The organism is Clostridium fungisolvens (assembly GCF_014193895.1).
GTDB lineage: Bacteria > Bacillota > Clostridia > Clostridiales > Clostridiaceae > Clostridium_AR > Clostridium_AR fungisolvens.
On the sequence record NZ_BLZR01000002.1, the window covers coordinates 112,171 to 127,860 of the forward strand.

Annotated in this window: 14 protein-coding genes; 7 read left to right on the forward strand and 7 right to left on the reverse strand. The window is 29.5% G+C overall.

What is annotated here, in order from left to right; genetic code table 11:
• Positions 1 to 54 precede the first annotated feature (54 nt).
• From bsdtw1_RS22865 to bsdtw1_RS22880, 4 genes are all read left to right on the forward strand, one after another.
• Positions 55 to 585, forward strand: coding sequence for an ECF transporter S component (locus tag bsdtw1_RS22865; protein ID WP_183279968.1), 531 nt, complete (start codon positions 55 to 57; stop codon positions 583 to 585).
• 162 nt (positions 586 to 747) lie between these two features.
• Positions 748 to 1,254, forward strand: a complete 507-nt coding sequence (locus bsdtw1_RS22870; RefSeq protein WP_183279969.1) for a GNAT family N-acetyltransferase — start codon at positions 748 to 750, stop codon at positions 1,252 to 1,254.
• Between the two features lie 545 nt (positions 1,255 to 1,799).
• On the forward strand, positions 1,800 to 2,954 hold the full coding sequence (gene alr / locus bsdtw1_RS22875; protein WP_244638243.1) for an alanine racemase: 1,155 nt from the start codon (positions 1,800 to 1,802) through the stop codon (positions 2,952 to 2,954).
• Positions 2,955 to 3,154: 200 nt separating this feature from the next.
• On the forward strand, positions 3,155 to 4,108 hold the full coding sequence (locus tag bsdtw1_RS22880; RefSeq protein WP_183279971.1) for a 2-hydroxyacid dehydrogenase: 954 nt from the start codon (positions 3,155 to 3,157) through the stop codon (positions 4,106 to 4,108).
• 156 nt (positions 4,109 to 4,264) lie between these two features.
• On the opposite strand, the gene bsdtw1_RS22885 is transcribed toward bsdtw1_RS22880, so the two are convergent.
• Positions 4,265 to 5,095, reverse strand: a complete 831-nt coding sequence (locus tag bsdtw1_RS22885; protein WP_183279972.1) for an RMD1 family protein — start codon at positions 5,093 to 5,095, stop codon at positions 4,265 to 4,267.
• 692 nt (positions 5,096 to 5,787) lie between these two features.
• On the opposite strand from bsdtw1_RS22885, the gene bsdtw1_RS22890 reads away from it, so the two are divergent.
• Complete coding sequence (locus bsdtw1_RS22890) at positions 5,788 to 6,081, forward strand: hypothetical protein (RefSeq protein ID WP_183279973.1); 294 nt, start codon at positions 5,788 to 5,790, stop codon at positions 6,079 to 6,081.
• A 248-nt stretch (positions 6,082 to 6,329) separates the two neighbouring features.
• On the opposite strand, the gene bsdtw1_RS22895 is transcribed toward bsdtw1_RS22890, so the two are convergent.
• Both bsdtw1_RS22895 and bsdtw1_RS22900 read right to left on the reverse strand, forming a co-directional pair.
• A protein-coding gene (locus tag bsdtw1_RS22895; protein ID WP_183276183.1) for an IS3 family transposase occupies positions 6,330 to 7,684 on the reverse strand; the annotation gives its coding sequence in 2 pieces (ribosomal slippage) (positions 6,330 to 7,225 and positions 7,225 to 7,684; 1,356 coding nt in all).
• Positions 7,685 to 7,885: 201 nt separating this feature from the next.
• Positions 7,886 to 8,581, reverse strand: a complete 696-nt coding sequence (locus tag bsdtw1_RS22900) for a GGDEF domain-containing protein (protein WP_183279974.1) — start codon at positions 8,579 to 8,581, stop codon at positions 7,886 to 7,888.
• A 554-nt stretch (positions 8,582 to 9,135) separates the two neighbouring features.
• Here bsdtw1_RS22900 and bsdtw1_RS22905 point away from each other — a divergent pair.
• A complete protein-coding gene (locus bsdtw1_RS22905; protein WP_183279975.1) occupies positions 9,136 to 9,753 on the forward strand; it encodes a DUF3793 family protein in 618 nt (205 codons plus the stop codon).
• A gap of 196 nt (positions 9,754 to 9,949) precedes the next feature.
• Here bsdtw1_RS22905 and bsdtw1_RS22910 read toward each other — a convergent pair whose 3' ends face one another.
• The 3 genes from bsdtw1_RS22910 to bsdtw1_RS22920 all read right to left on the reverse strand — a co-directional run bounded on the left by bsdtw1_RS22910 (position 9,950) and on the right by bsdtw1_RS22920 (position 12,820).
• Entirely contained in the window at positions 9,950 to 10,333 is a 384-nt protein-coding gene (locus tag bsdtw1_RS22910; protein WP_183279976.1) for a hypothetical protein, read from the reverse strand.
• A gap of 562 nt (positions 10,334 to 10,895) precedes the next feature.
• The gene (locus tag bsdtw1_RS22915) at positions 10,896 to 11,993 is read right to left on the reverse strand and encodes an MGDG synthase family glycosyltransferase (RefSeq protein WP_183279977.1); all 1,098 of its coding nucleotides are present in this window, start codon (positions 11,991 to 11,993) and stop codon (positions 10,896 to 10,898) included.
• A 566-nt stretch (positions 11,994 to 12,559) separates the two neighbouring features.
• Positions 12,560 to 12,820: a late competence development ComFB family protein gene (locus bsdtw1_RS22920; RefSeq protein WP_183279978.1), complete on the reverse strand. Its 261-nt coding sequence runs from the start codon at positions 12,818 to 12,820 to the stop codon at positions 12,560 to 12,562.
• A 405-nt stretch (positions 12,821 to 13,225) separates the two neighbouring features.
• Between bsdtw1_RS22920 and fabV the strand changes: the two genes are divergently transcribed.
• Positions 13,226 to 14,416 carry an enoyl-ACP reductase FabV gene (gene fabV / locus bsdtw1_RS22925; RefSeq protein ID WP_183279979.1) on the forward strand — a complete coding sequence of 397 codons (1,191 nt, stop codon included), beginning with the start codon at positions 13,226 to 13,228 and terminating at the stop codon, positions 14,414 to 14,416.
• Between the two features lie 101 nt (positions 14,417 to 14,517).
• On the opposite strand, the gene bsdtw1_RS22930 is transcribed toward fabV, so the two are convergent.
• A complete protein-coding gene (locus tag bsdtw1_RS22930; protein ID WP_183279980.1) occupies positions 14,518 to 15,579 on the reverse strand; it encodes a WG repeat-containing protein in 1,062 nt (353 codons plus the stop codon).
• Positions 15,580 to 15,690: the final 111 nt, after the last annotated feature.

Sequence of the window (15,690 nt, forward strand, 5' to 3'; positions counted from 1 at the left end):
CTACAATGGATAATTTCAATATATTTTAATATATTTATATTGGGGGTGATAAAAATGCAGGATTTCAAAATAGATAAGGTAGCTAGAGCAGCCTTTCTATTAGCAATAGCTATTATCTTTCAATTTTTAGGAAGAAACATACCAGGTATAAACCAATTTTTAGTTGGCCCTATTGTTAATGCTGTATTAATATTAGCAACATTTATATGTGGGGCTAGATTAGGAGCATTGGTTGCTGTACTTACTCCAATATTGGCCTGGGTAGTTGGTCAGCTTGCAACCGCTATGGCACCGTTCATACCATTTATAGTAGTTGGGAACTTAATTTATATATTAATATTTAGTGTTTTAAAAAATAAAAAATATGGATTATATATAGGAATCATACTAGGCTCATTTATAAAGTTTGTATTTTTATCTTTTTCAGCATCAAATATATTAAAAGTAATTGATATCGGTATACCTAAGAAGATATTAGAAAAACTAGCGATATCTATGGGAGTTCCTCAATTAATTACAGCCTTAGCTGGAGGAATAATAGCGATAATATTAATAAAATTGTTATATAAAAGAAAAGCAATATAAACCTTGATATATCTTATTAAAAAACTTAATTATGGATATAATTTTTATAACATAATGTAAAGATAGAAGCTTATGAATTTATTCATGAGCTTCTATTTTTGCTTATATATATAGATGAAATTTTCTATTCTTATGTTAATATATATCTAAGGAGGCGATTTAATGTCAAAAAACATTGATACTAAGATTGAGGGACTTAATCTTAGATTTGCCATAAAGGAAGATATAGATATTATTTTAGGTTTTATAAGGGAACTAGCTGAATATGAAAATATGCTTGAGGATGTTATTGCCACAAAAGAAATATTAAATGAGTGGCTTTTTGAGAGGAAATCTGCTGAAGTCATAATAGCTGAATTTATGGATGAGCCTATAGGTTTTTCATTATTCTTCCACAACTTTTCTACTTTCTTAGGTAGATCAGGTATTTATCTAGAAGATTTATATATAAAACCACAGATGAGAGGAAAAGGCTTTGGAAAAGTTATGCTAGCATACTTAGCAAAGCTTGCTGTCGAAAGAAAATGTGGAAGACTTGAATGGTCCTGCCTTGACTGGAACGAACCCTCAATTAAATTCTATAAGGGTCTAGGTGCAAAACCTATGGATGAATGGACCGTATATAGAGTTCATGACAAATCTCTTCAAAGTCTAGCTCAGAAATTTTAAGTTACTAAGATACCTATATATAATATTATGAATACTATTTATATCCGTAAAACCTAAGTTCTTAAGAATTTAGGTTTTATAGTTGTAGAATAATATATAAAAATAAGACACTCTAATATAAAGTAGTTTATTAATTTATTTAAATTGTAACCTTACATGTAATATAAATATACTATACAATAAAAAGTGGTTATATTAAGTTTTTATATAGCAATCATATAGGGTTCCAACTTCAATTATTAATTTATACATGTCCAAAAATCCTCAGAAGCCACGATTTTCGAACAAGTATAAATTAAATTTCCGTAAGGGAACCCTTTATACGGTTCTAAATTCAACTATTAATTTATGCATGCCCGAAAATCCCCAAATGCCGCGATTTTCGAACAAGTATAAATTAAGTTTTCGTAATGGAGCCCTATATATTCCATACCACCTAGGTAAAAATATAACCGCAATATGGACGTTTGATAAATACCACTTAATTGATACAATTAATATATAGATATGGGCTATAAATTACTTAGGAGATGATGGCTTTGAAGATGATGCATCCAGTTTGGGTAGAAATAAATCTTGATAATTTAGAATTCAACTTAAATCAGATAAAAAATAAGATAGGAAACAGTGAGATAATAAGCGTTATAAAAGCTAATGCCTATGGACATGGTGCTCTGGAATGTGCAAAGCTTTTATCAAACATAGGAATAAACAGGTTTGGTGTGGCTAATATGATGGAAGCTATTGAACTAAGAAAAGATGGCATCAATGATTCCATAATGATATTGGGCATATGTACAGAAGATATTATAGATGAAATAATAAAATATGATATTGAAGCTACTGTATCAACTTATGATTTTGCAAAAAAGTTGTCAGAAGCATCAGTAAAAAATCATAAAATAAGCAGTATTCATATAAAACTAGATACAGGTATGGGTAGGATAGGTTTTTTACAGAGTGATGAGGATATTAAAACTGTTGAAGCTATATGTAATTTAGAAAACATAAAAGTTGAAAGCATATTCTCTCACTTTGCATCAGCAGATAGTAAAGATAAGAGTTATACAAAAGAACAATTAGATATATACAATAAAGAGATTACAGAAATCAAAGATAATTACAATGGAAAAATCAAACGAAATATTGCAAACAGTGCAGGAATAATAGATGTTCCTGAGAGTTGCTATGATTATGTACGACCTGGAATAATCCAATATGGTTATTACCCTTCAGAAGATGTGATGAAAGAATCCCTAGATTTAAAGCCAGTATTAACATGGAAAAGCAGGATTGTACATTTAAAAACGCTAGATGAAAATAAATATATAGGATATAGTCAAAAGTTTAAAACTATAAGAGAAAGTAAAATAGCCACAATACCTGTAGGCTACGCAGATGGTTACTCGAGAATATTGTCTGGAAAAGCCAAGGTTATAATAAACGGAAGACTTTGTCCTGTTGTAGGAAACATTTGTATGGATCAGATTATGGTCGATGTCACTGACTTAGAAGATGTACAAATTTCGGACGAAGTAATACTTTTAGGTAGAACTGAAAATGCCAAGTTTGATGCAGATGATATGGCAGAAATAATGGGAACTATAAATTATGAAATTCTTTGTAATATAGGAAGAAGAGTTACAAGAGTATACAAAAGACACGGCGAAAGAACTGATGTTGTAAATTACGTATTTTGATTTAAAAGGCTATTGCATTTTGCAATAGCCTTATTTATATGAAAAGAGTTATAATATTATTGTGTACTTATAGATGAACCACTTCATAATTAAATTTATATTTTCAAATTCTCCTCTCAGAACCCAGAGGAGTTTTGAAAATAGATTTCGGATTGAAGTGTTTCATCTTTACATTGTTATTAGTTAAGGAGGATATACTTATGAAGATAGTGTTATTAGAACCGTTAGGCATAAGCAAAGATACCCTTTCTCAGCTGTCATCAAAGCTTAATGAGATGGGGCACCAGTTCGTAGCTTTTGATACGGTTGAAAAAGATGTTGAAATATTAAAAGAAAGAGCTCATGGTGCTGATATCCTAATGATTGCAAACAATCCACTAAGTGGCGAAGTTATAAGAAGTGTGGATACCCTTAAATATATAGCTGTAGCTTTCACTGGAGTTGATCATGTTGATAAATCAGCTTGTGAAGAAAGAGGCATAAAGGTATCAAACGCAAAAGGTTATGCAACTGAAGCTGTTGCAGAACTTACCATAGGAATGATAATCTCTCTACTTAGAAATGTTAAACAATGCGACGAGGTTGTCCGCACGGAAGGTACAAAACTTGGACTTGTAGGAACTGAATTAAACGGTAAAACTGTAGGAATAGTTGGTACTGGTGACATAGGAATAAGAACAGCACAAATCCTTAAAGCATTTAACTGTAAGCTTCTTGGATATAGTAGAACAGAAAGAGCTGAAGGCAAGGAACTCGGAATCAATTATGTAGATCTATCTACTTTATTAAAAAATAGTGACATAGTATCACTTCATGTTCCATTAACAGAAGAGACAACAAAGCTCATAAATAAAGAAACTTTATCGCTTATGAAAAAAGAGGCTATTCTCATAAACATGGCTAGAGGACCAGTTGTAGATAGCAACGCCCTTGCAGAAGCCTTAAATAGTGGAACTATTTCTGGAGCAGGGATAGATGTTTTCGAAGTTGAGCCTCCAGTTGCTTCATCTCATCCACTTTTCAGTTCAAAAAACACTCTAGTGACTCCACACGTAGCTTTCGCTACTAGTGAGTCTATGGTAAAAAGAGCTAACATAGTTTTTGATAATGTCTATGCATGGATAAACGGCGAAGAGAAGAATATAGTTTTCTAAACTTATCAAAAAAATCAACTCTAGATGAGTTGATTTTTTGTTTTATAGATATACCACCTCGTGATAAAATTTGTATTTTAAAATTGAAGCATTACATTTTTAAGAGGCATTACAATAAACAATCTAAATAAAAGCATAAAAATACTCAGGTACTTTTTATCTAAATATTATATCTCTAAAAGCTATTATTACCTCAATAAGTATTAATAATATTACTATAATTTCAAGATTGTTAGCTCTTTTAGAATGACTTAAATTAGCAAAAATTTCTATTATATCTACCATAGTTTGTGATTTTGCATTTAACTTTTCATACCTGTCATTAAGTTCAAATAAATCAGCTAAATCATTAAATAAATTTTCAGCACTTTCATTCTTCCAAGCAATGGCCGGTTTATCTAAGAGCATTATATATGATATAGTTGTATGTTTGAAAGATAATACTCTTCCAATTATAGAAGCAGCTTGTTTTTCATTAATATTAAGATTACCATTTTCAAGACTCTTTATAATCTTCTCTACGTCATCAAAAACTACATCCATTGTTACTTCAATGGTCTCTAATGCAACCGATTTTGCAACAACTAAAGCAGTCATAGAAAAATGATGTTCATCTATACTATTAATAACCAAACTCTCATATTCTAATTGCTCTTCCATATGTTCATGTAAAACTATCCTAAAGTCTTCTCTGCATTCATATTTCATATATTTATTTAGACTTTTTATACTATTAGGTGTTAATTTAATTATATTTATAAAATCATCTATCTCGTCATTTGTAAAGTTTACAAATACAATTGATCCAAAATGATATATATACACTACCTTATCTTCTATACTCTTAACATACCCTTGAAGTTGGCTATCTCTTAATACTAATGGCTCTTCCCACTTTATTTTCCTATTTATATCAAATCTCTTAGCTATGTTAGATATGCTAAACTCACTACATATTGCCCTAGACTTAAATATATATTCTTTCATTATTTCCTCCACCACATTGCTAAATGTTAACTTAAAAAATTAAGACAATCACCTCTTCATATTTTATCTACTTAAAATGAAACCTACTTTAATAAGTATTTATATTTTTAGCCCTAATATACTATACAATAGATTCCGATTTAAGTATTTTATCTTTATATCATATTAATTTAAATTTAAAATATATCCTATATATTCCATGTATTTAAATCTTTATTCAGGTTATATTAATATCATAAGGAACATGGTGATAAGTCAATTCTTATAAATAGTTTAGTCTATTTTTGTAAGGAGAGTTTAAATAGTTGCAGTTAACACTGTTGTTATTTAAATAAGATTTTATATGGTTAGGAAAGGCTTTATTATAGTCATTTTTTGATTATAATAAGGTCCCAACTTATCATATAAGGTCGAGATAAGATTTTGTAGAGTGTTGTAATGGTTATATATAGCCGAAAGGTTATATATAGTTGTGTAAATATTTTACAAGGTCGAGCGAACCATTAATACTTGGTAGTGATGTGCTTTCTTATAGTCGAAAGATTATACTTAGGTGATAAATTATCTTTATTAGTGCTAGTCATATCACCATGTTTCTTATATTAAAAACAAATTTAACACCCCTACTCTGGTATACCTTGCCACCTTAATGTCAATAATCCTAAGGATTATAAAATTAGGTGGTGTTTTTTATGAAAAAAATATATGAGTTTTTAGGTTTAGATAATATAGAAAAATACAGTAAAAGTGATACAAAAGACTTAGTTAAGCTTTCTATAATATTTCTCATATCTTCTTTATATTCTTCATTTTATACTTATGATTACTATAAAAGTTATTTAAGCCATCCATCAGATTTAACACTTATGGGAAACGCAAAAGGTGCATTTGTAACTTCATTAGGCCTGGGGTATACATTTTTATACTTTTTCATAAATATATTCCTATCTAGAAGAAAAACTATAAAAACTAAATTGAATAAATAAATCATGATATAGTAAAAAACCACTGAAGCGACTTTCTTCAGTGGTTTTTTTGCGCATCTGCCTTTTCTGAACGTATGTGAAGAAATTCTGGCAGGCGACATATTCTTCTTTTTTTTATTCTTTATCTTATACTATATCTTAAGTCTGTCCGCATAAATATCTACAGATATAATTGAGATATAATTTCCTAAAGAATAAAAAACAGCCTATATTCTTGAACTGACCCCATAATTTTAGACAAATATTAATTAAGCTATTTTTAGAGACTGAATCCTGTATTGAACAGGACTCAGTCCTTTTAATTTTATCTTAATACGATTATTATTATAATAATCTATATAAGATACTAACTCTTCTATAAAGTGATCTATACTTTCAAATTCCTGTAGATATAGCAACTCTGTTTTCAGTAATCCAAAGAAGTTTTCCATAACTGAGTTATCAAGACAGTTACCTTTTCGCGACATACTTTGCTTAATACCTTTTTCCTTTAGCATCTTTTGATATTTATTCATTTGATATTGCCATCCCTGATCTGAGTGTAGTATCAATTCTATGTCATCAGGAATCTTCTCAAAGGCCTTTTTAAGCATATCAACTGTTTGATGAAATGTAGGCCTTTCGGATAAGTTATAACTTATTATTTCTCCGTTGTACAAGTCAAGGATTGGCGAAAGATATAGCTTTTTTCCAAAGACAGCGAATTCGGTCACGTCAGTAACCCACTTCTCATTAGGTCTATTAGCTTTGAAGTTACGCGATAACAAGTTTGGGGCAATCTTGCCGATTTTGCCTCGGTATGACCTGTACTTCTTAATACGAACCATACACTTTAAACATAACTGCTTCATCAGTCTTTGAACAGTTTTATGATTTACAATATATCCTCTATTGTGCAGTTCTAAAGTAATTCTCCTGTATCCATATCTACCTTTATTCTCATGGAAAATCTGGACGATACAGGACTTAACAACATCGTATTTATCAGATTTCTCCATGCTTTTTATACGATAGTAGAACGTGCTGCGAGGAATGTTTGCAATTTCTAATAAATCAGCTAACTTATATTTATGCCTTAATTCTCTAATAACAACTACTTTGTCTTTTTCGCTGATTTTTCCCTGGCTTGAACTAAGGCATTCAATTTTTTTAGGTACTCATTCTCCATTCGAAGGCGTTGAACCTCAGCAATTAAATCTTCATTTTGTGAGTTATCAGTATTAGGCTTTTTAAACTTATCCTTTTTCATTTTTGCCTTCCTCCCTCTGTTATCTCTATACAGAGCTTCGGGACCATACTCGAGATATATCCGTTCCCAAACACCTACGGTTGAACCATTTGGAATCCCAAAATGAACAGCCCCTTGGAATAGAGATAAATTATTCTTATGGATATATTCTATAACATGAACTTTAAAATCACCAGTATATGTTCCAGACTTCATAGAAAGTCCTTCTACTCCAAATTTCTCATAAAGCGCAACCCATCTTTGAACTACAACTTTTGCTGTAGGGAGTGATTTTGCTACAGAATTGACTGACATACCTTTTTCTAATACATCATTCACCACTTTCAGTTTAACTTCTAAAGTATGTTTAGACATAAAAAATGCACCTCCAAATATTAGTTTTGTCTAATATTTGGGGTGCACTTCAATTCCTATGGCTGCTTTTTGTTGTTAATAGCTATTAATTTAAAATTTTTGTTTATGTAATACTTCACAGTTTAATCTTCTACTTGTGCATACTTTCAACTCTTAATACTTACAGCTTTTGGTAACGTTATACTTTAAACTATAACCTAATTACACAACCAAATCTCCAACTTCTGAATATACAACTTTATTCTTTATCTCTTTAGCCTTATACAATGCTCTATCAGCTAAATCCACTAACAATTGGGTGTCAACTTCTTCGTAAACTGAAACTACACCTATACTAACCGTAATACATCGTTGATCCTGTTCAAATTTAAACACATGGCTTTCAACTAAGTTTCGTATTTTTTCCGCTACTATAATAGCCTTTTCCTTATTAGTTTCAGGCAGAATTATTGCAAATTCTTCTCCTCCAAATCTAGTTATGGTATCTTTAGATCTTATATTAGGCTTTATTATATCAGCTAGTTCTTTTAGAACTAAATCACCGGCACTATGTCCGTAGGTATCATTTATTAATTTAAAGTTGTCCACATCTATCATTAACAATGATATTCCTAACTCATTATGTCTTACTTTTTTCATTTCATTTAAAATCTTACCAACAAAAAACCTTCTATTGTACAACTCTGTAAGCTTATCTGTATATGCAAATACATGAAGATTTCTTATTGTTACTCCACACTTAAAAGCAAATACTACATCTACGACTGAAATTCCAAGCCATAAAAATATAATATATTTCCTTGGAATATATAAATCTAATATATATCCCATAATATGAAGCATTAATACATTGGCAGAAATAATAAATGGGGCAAATTTGTTGAAAAACCTATCCATTTTATCCCTCTTTTATATAAAAATACGTTTATCATTATATCACTTTTGATAACTATAATAAATATATATAGTTTACATTTAAAAACGAAATATAGAAGTTAAGTTGGCTCTAAGGATTGTTTAAATTACTCACTAATATATATTATAATACTTATAGTAACTAGACTAAAGTACTTAAACCATTGTGATTATATTTTTTTATATTTTTTTATATTTTATAGATGTACAGATTACTTTAGATGTTTGATTATATTGTGTAAAGCCTATTGTTAAAATATAAGCATTTTTCGCAAAACCTATCAACTATTAATTGATAACGAATTTTATTATTAATATTTTGGTAAAAAGGTGGTTAGTCTAATATCAAAGGTAATTATTATTTATTATAGCGGTACAGGCAATACGGAAAAATTAGCAAGATAGAATATTTGAATATGGTGCTATTCTGTTCTCATATGGACTTGTAGTTGATGAATATTCTTAAGGCAATGGTCAAAATCACTGTATAGAATTTCGCAAATCATTAATCTAAATTACATTTAGGAGGTTTTACTTTGGATAACCTATTGTTTTTTAGACAATTAGATACTATGAAGGATGAAGATTATATTAAATCTTTTATTTCATATTTAATATCACCAGTAATAACAGGTATTAAGCCAAGTTCCATAATTAATATATTTAACAATACCAGGATCCTGTTACCCCTATGGCATGATATAAGCCTACAATTTATGTCTGACTTAAAACTAGACTATATGCCTATAAAACAATATAACGATAGTGAAACTATCTTAATTTATGATAAATGCTCTATTACAAATATATTAAAATGCCAAGAAATTAGATCATTATTAAAAACTTATGGATACACTGACTTAGATAATACTGATGTTGTTTTAAATTATTTATACACACGACTAAAATCAAATAATTTTCCCCATGAAGTAGGAGTTTTTCTTGGTATACCACTTCATGATGTAGAAGGTTTTATAAAGAGAAGTGACCCTTGTTTATTATCTGGTTATTGGAAGGTTTACTCTGAAGCCAACTATGCTAAAGAAATATTCGAATTATATGATAAGTCAAAAGATTTAGTTGCCAATTGTATTTTAAATGGCAATGATATACGATCACTTACCAAAAACTTTACACCTCTATTTTTAAATTAATTACTTACAGATAAACCAGTTCCAAATAAGGTCTATAAATCAGTTGTAATACTATTAATTAAAATGTTTTCTAGTATACTTTAAATTCATGGAACTGAATTATCTATATAATACTATACTAAAAGCCTATATCTGCAAGATATAGGCTTTCTTCAATTTATTAAATTATTATTTATACTAAATTGAAATGTTTTAATTAATAATTAAGTGCTGCATCCATGCTTAATAATTGCACATCGCTCACAAAAACAGGTTGTCCAGCAAGTAAGAACCAGTGTCCCATAGCTAAATTATTAGCAAGATACATCATAAACCATTCGTCGTAGCTTTCTAACTCAAATTCAAACTGCCTATAAAAGGTAGTATAATTTTCCGCTTCATTAACTTTTCTAAGTCCTTTTATTTCAGAGAATGTAAATCTCTTTTTAGTACTAGTTTTATCATCACCAATAACTTTCCCCATAAGCAATCCATAACTAGGGTCATCAAACCATTTATTTATTGCATCTTTAAGTACATGATTGTAGTTCATAGGTAATATAAGTTTTTCATCTAATGAAATAGTTAATTTAATCTTCATCCACGCACCCCTTAAAATATTAACTATAAAAATGAATCATCTCTCAATTCATCTTTATCTTATTACTTTTCATCAAATATTTTATAATTATTAAATTTTACTACCTCTATATATTATCTCGAAATATACTTGAATGTAATAGAATTGTTCTGGGTACAAAGTTAATTATTAGTATTGCTTGCAACTAATATTTTCTTAATATTGTTATGGATGTACCACTTCAATCCGAAAACTATTTTCAAAACTCCTCTGGATTCTGAGAGGAGAATTTGAAAATATAGATTTTATTATGAAGTGGTACATCCATAAATAAAGACTGCATCTAAATGAATTAAAATTTAAATAGATGCAGCCTTTTTTATAACTATAAAAAAGTCGCTGAAGGGACCTTCAGTGAGCTTTTTTAACGCATCTGCCTTTCCGAATGTATTTGAGGAAAATCTGGCAGGCGAATAAGTTTTATTTTTTACTGTATAGCCCTAAAAAACTTATAAAAGCATTGAAATATCTAGGTTTAGGTACCTTGAAAATTTTATAATTTTCTATACAGTAAAAAATAGTATTACATTGCTAATAAGGATGCTAATAAATCAACAGTACTATCTAATGATGTATCCTTAATTATACGTTCTATATTCGCTTTCATCGCTTCAAGCTTCTTAGGGTTATTAAACAATTCTTTTACAACCTCGTCTAATCTGTCTAACTCAGTATATAATGCTGCTTCTTCTCCAACTAAAAATGTTACATTCTCTTCTTCTTGTCCTGGAATATAATAAGGCACTATTATAGGTAACTTTTTATTTAAAGCTTCAGTAATTGTAAGACCGCCAGCTTTAGTTATTATGACATCAGAAACATCCATAAGTTCTGAAATCTTTTGAGTATATCCAAGTATAATAAGCTGCTTATCTAGAGGAACACTTTCATATATACCTTCAAGCTCTTGTTTAAGCAGCACATTGTTACCACAAACCACTATAACTCTTATTGGTACATCTACATCCATTATTCTCATCAAAGCTTTTTTCATAGACTTTACTCCCATACTTCCTCCCATTAAAAGTATAGTGAACATATCATCTTGCTTTAATGAACTACTTGCATTTAAAAATGTTCTTTTTATAGGAATTCCATATGTATGAACCCTATTCTCATCAACACCTTTTTCTAAAAGACTACTCTTAGTATAATTACTTCCAACTATATATCCATCTACTCGTGAATTTACATAAGAACTATGTGCCTTATAATCTGTTACTACTGAAATAAATGGAATATCTATTTTTCCAGCATCCTTTAAAGAAGAAATTACACTTACAAGCAAAGGATGGGTTGATATTATTAAACTAGGTTTATATTCTTTTATTATTTCATAAGTACTTTCCTTTATAGAGCTTCCCATTATCTTGTTTAATCCCACACTAGTAACTCTATGATTGCTAGCTTTATACAACATACCGAATAAAGTTGGAGTTTTAGTGGCTAATATCTCATATCCTCCAGATACCACTTTATCCAGCATCTTAGCACTTTCTCGTATAGGTTCTATACATTTAACCTCATACCCCTTGTCTTGAAGTTCATTTTTCAACGAATCAGCCACTGAATTATGCCCTTGGCCTGTAGATGCTGTAATAATTAATATCTTTCCGTCCATATATATCACTCCTTTTAATATTCACACTTAATGTCGAAAATATTAAAGTTAAATCTTATCTGCAAATTAACCATTATATTTAAGTACTATTTATAAAAAATCTTTTAATAACTACAGTACATAGTATAAAGGCATTTAATTAAAATTCTCTTAAGTAAATCTGAATTATTTCTTAACAAATTCATAAAAACTTCTTACTATCATTATAATATCAAATATATATTTAATTTCCTTAGTAAATTCTAATATTTAACTTAATTTAATAAACTTTTAAATTTGCACATCCTAAGTTATTATGCGCAATAATTTTTTTATACTACTGAACCATAAAATAATTATAGGTTTCGTCGTTATTAATATCAATTATTTTTATATGGTGGTTTTGCATTCTCTTACCTATGTAAAAAGCTAACAAACTAACTGTATAGCCATAAAAAACTTCTAAAGTTATTGAAATATTTAGTTTTAGCTAACTTGAAAATTTTATAATTTCATAAAGAATAAAAAAATCCTACCACAATATTCATGATAGGACTTTTTACTAAATTCGTTATATTTATATATCTTTAATGAAACGGATTATCACAGACCTTTTCCATAGCCTTAGTTAATTCATTTATCACATCTATTCTAAATTGAGCTTTCATTTCATTCATCTTATTGTATAACCTTCCGTTTTCAGAAGTAGCATAAAGAGGCTTTAAATTATTCAGCGCAATTGCCTTAACATCATCTATACACCTACTACAAGTACATACTCCTTCATAATTAACTAAGACTACAGGAAGTAAATCCTCTACTATATCTTCCATACAATTTTTTATCATCCTATTCTCCTACAATTAAATTATATTTTTTATAAAGACTATTGTTGATGTATTCTTAAGGTTATTACATTAATAATCTTAACTCTAATATTACTTTAACTACTATAAATATTCTATAAATCCTAATATATATTTTCGTCCATTTATTAACAATCTATATAGATAAATCCTATATTATTAAAATAATTTTATTTAAATTTAAAATCTATAATTACAATTCACAAGTTGTGGTATAAAAACATAACCTCACTTTATATATTTTATACCAATATTTCATCAATCCAGCAAGAACTATCCCCTATTCAAGTAAGATTTTGTTGAACAATTTACTTTGAATATCAAATTAATTTATGATAAACTAAGAATACATATTCTATTGATAAAATATCGCGTGAGGAGTTAACTATGATAATTAAACCTAAATTTAGAGATTATATATGTTTAACAGCTCATCCAGAAGGTTGCGCTATAAATGTACGTGAACAAGTTGAATATATAAAAAAACAAAAAAATATAACAGGACCTAAAAATGTTCTTATTCTAGGGGCTTCAACTGGTTATGGATTAGCCTCAAGAATAGCAATGGCTTTTGGTGCAAAAGCAAATACTATAGGCGTTGTATTTGAAAGACCTGCAGCTAAAACAAGAACGGCTAGTGCAGGCTGGTATAATACTGCTGAATTCGAAAGATTAGCAAAGCAAGAAGGTCTTTATTCTAAGACTATAAATGGTGATGCCTTTTCTAATGATGTCAAAGAAAAAGCTATTGAATTAATAAAAAATGACTTAGGAAAAATCGACTTAATTATTTATAGTATTGCTTCACCAAGAAGGACTGATCCAATTACAGGCCAGACCTATCAATCAACATTAAAACCAATTGGTGAAGCCTATACAAATAAAGCAGTAAACTTTCACACTGATATAATACAGGAAGTAACAATCTCTCCTGCTTCAGAAGATGAAGTTGAAAGCACAAGAAAAGTTATGGGTGGAGAAGATTGGGAGCTTTGGATTAAAGCTTTATCAGAGGCTGGAGTTTTATCTGAAGGTGCATCAACAGTAGCATACACATATGTAGGTTCGGAACTTACTTATCCTATATATAGAAACGGTACTATAGGTGAAGCTAAAAAACACTTAGAAAAAACATCTGAAGGTTTAAACAAATATCTTTCATCTATAGCTGGAAAAGCTTATATATCTTCAAATAAAGCCTTAGTAACTCAGTCAAGTTCAGCAATTCCTGTTGTACCTCTTTATATAGCTTTACTATTTAAAATAATGAAAGAAAAAAATATCGATGAGTCTTGTATTGAACAAATCTATAGACTTATGGATTCAAAATTATATTCTGGTGATAAGCTTAATGAAAGTGAAATGATTAGATTAGATGATTTAGAATTAAGAGAAGATGTACAAAAAGAAGTAATAATTCAATGGGATAAAATAAGCTCTGAGAACATTAGAGAACAAACTGATATAGAAGGCTTCAGAAATGAATTCTTTAAACTTTTTGGATTCGGCCATCAAGGATTAGACTATGATCTTGATATAGATCCTAATGTTGAAATCCCAGATTTGATTCAAATATAGTTGATATATCAAATAAATTCACACTAAAATCAATAAAAACAGCTGTATTATGGCAAGTTATATCTGTCATAGTATAGCTGTTCTTTTAATTAACCCATACATTAAATTATAGAGAGTACTCTCTTATCCATAGTATACTTTTCTAGGTTTACTTTGTTTTTTGAGTAGAAGATTACTCTTCCATCCTTATTTATATACCCATTTCTATCATCCATTAAAAATTCTCCAAGTCCATATTCAAAATCAAAAGCCATTTGTAATGCAGGTTTAACCTTATAATTTCCTTTTAAATCTATATACCCAAACTTATTATTCTCTTGTACTGAAGCTAACCCTTCACTGTAGTAAGATGCGTTTTCAAATTTGAAGTCAGAAGCTGGTTTACCTGAAGGATTTATATATCCCCAGACCTCTTTTCCTCCTCTATCAATTCCTACAGCGCACCTTCCTTCACTAAATTCTAATGAATAATCAAATAAGAACCCTGTAACATATCCCCCTTGTTTGTTTATTACAGCCAATTTACCATTTTTCATCACTACAGCAAGTCCTTCAACAAAACTTTCAGCCATATCAAATTGAGCAGGAATTACAACACTTCCTCTCTTATCTATATAGCCATATTTATCTCCATCTTCAAAAACAGCTAATCCTTCACTAAAAAGACTACATCGATGAAATTTAGGCCTTATTACTATATTCCCTTTAGTATCTATATACCCCATCTTTTCATTATCGCCTACAACTGCAACCCCCTCACTAAAAGTGCTTGCTTCTTCATATCTAATAGGAATTTGTACCTTTCCACTTGAATTAATATAGCCTTTCTTGCCATCCAATTCCACCAAAGCTAATCCATCTGAAAAATTCATAACGCCTTCATATTGTGGGGCAACAATCACGTCTAAATTTTTATTAATGAAGCCGTATTGTCCATCTCTTTCAATAATGGCCATTCCTCCAAAAAACTCGAACGCTCTAAACTCATTGAAAGTTTTTGATATCTTACCATCATAACTTATAAATCCGTAACCATCCTCTCGATAAAATGGAATAAGGCCTTCAGACGCTGGCAAAAGGCCTAAAAACTGAGGTTCTACAACAACATCACCTTTTTCATTTATGAATCCGTAAAGTTCTCCTTCTAAAAACTTATATAACATAGTTTCCTCCAAACTACATAAACTTCATAATATGATATATGATTTAATCACAAAATTATGAACCTAAATACACGAGATGAACATAATAAAAGAGCATCCAAAATGAATGCT

Bases quoted from the DNA above. Each gene is read 5' to 3' on its own strand.
- bsdtw1_RS22880 (WP_183279971.1), top strand. From the start codon at position 3,155: ATGAAGATAGTGTTATTAGAACCGTTAGGCATAAGCAAAGATACCCTT.
- bsdtw1_RS22870 (WP_183279969.1), top strand. From the start codon at position 748: ATGTCAAAAAACATTGATACTAAGATTGAGGGACTTAATCTTAGATTT.
- bsdtw1_RS22910 (WP_183279976.1), bottom strand. From the start codon at position 10,333: ATGAAGATTAAATTAACTATTTCATTAGATGAAAAACTTATATTACCT.
- bsdtw1_RS22915 (WP_183279977.1), bottom strand. From the start codon at position 11,993: ATGGACGGAAAGATATTAATTATTACAGCATCTACAGGCCAAGGGCAT.
- bsdtw1_RS22900 (WP_183279974.1), bottom strand. From the start codon at position 8,581: ATGGATAGGTTTTTCAACAAATTTGCCCCATTTATTATTTCTGCCAAT.
- fabV (WP_183279979.1), top strand. From the start codon at position 13,226: ATGATAATTAAACCTAAATTTAGAGATTATATATGTTTAACAGCTCAT.
- bsdtw1_RS22930 (WP_183279980.1), bottom strand. From the start codon at position 15,579: ATGTTATATAAGTTTTTAGAAGGAGAACTTTACGGATTCATAAATGAA.
- bsdtw1_RS22890 (WP_183279973.1), top strand. From the start codon at position 5,788: ATGAAAAAAATATATGAGTTTTTAGGTTTAGATAATATAGAAAAATAC.
- bsdtw1_RS22920 (WP_183279978.1), bottom strand. From the start codon at position 12,820: ATGATAAAAAATTGTATGGAAGATATAGTAGAGGATTTACTTCCTGTA.
- bsdtw1_RS22885 (WP_183279972.1), bottom strand. From the start codon at position 5,095: ATGAAAGAATATATATTTAAGTCTAGGGCAATATGTAGTGAGTTTAGC.
- bsdtw1_RS22865 (WP_183279968.1), top strand. From the start codon at position 55: ATGCAGGATTTCAAAATAGATAAGGTAGCTAGAGCAGCCTTTCTATTA.
- alr (WP_244638243.1), top strand. From the start codon at position 1,800: ATGATGCATCCAGTTTGGGTAGAAATAAATCTTGATAATTTAGAATTC.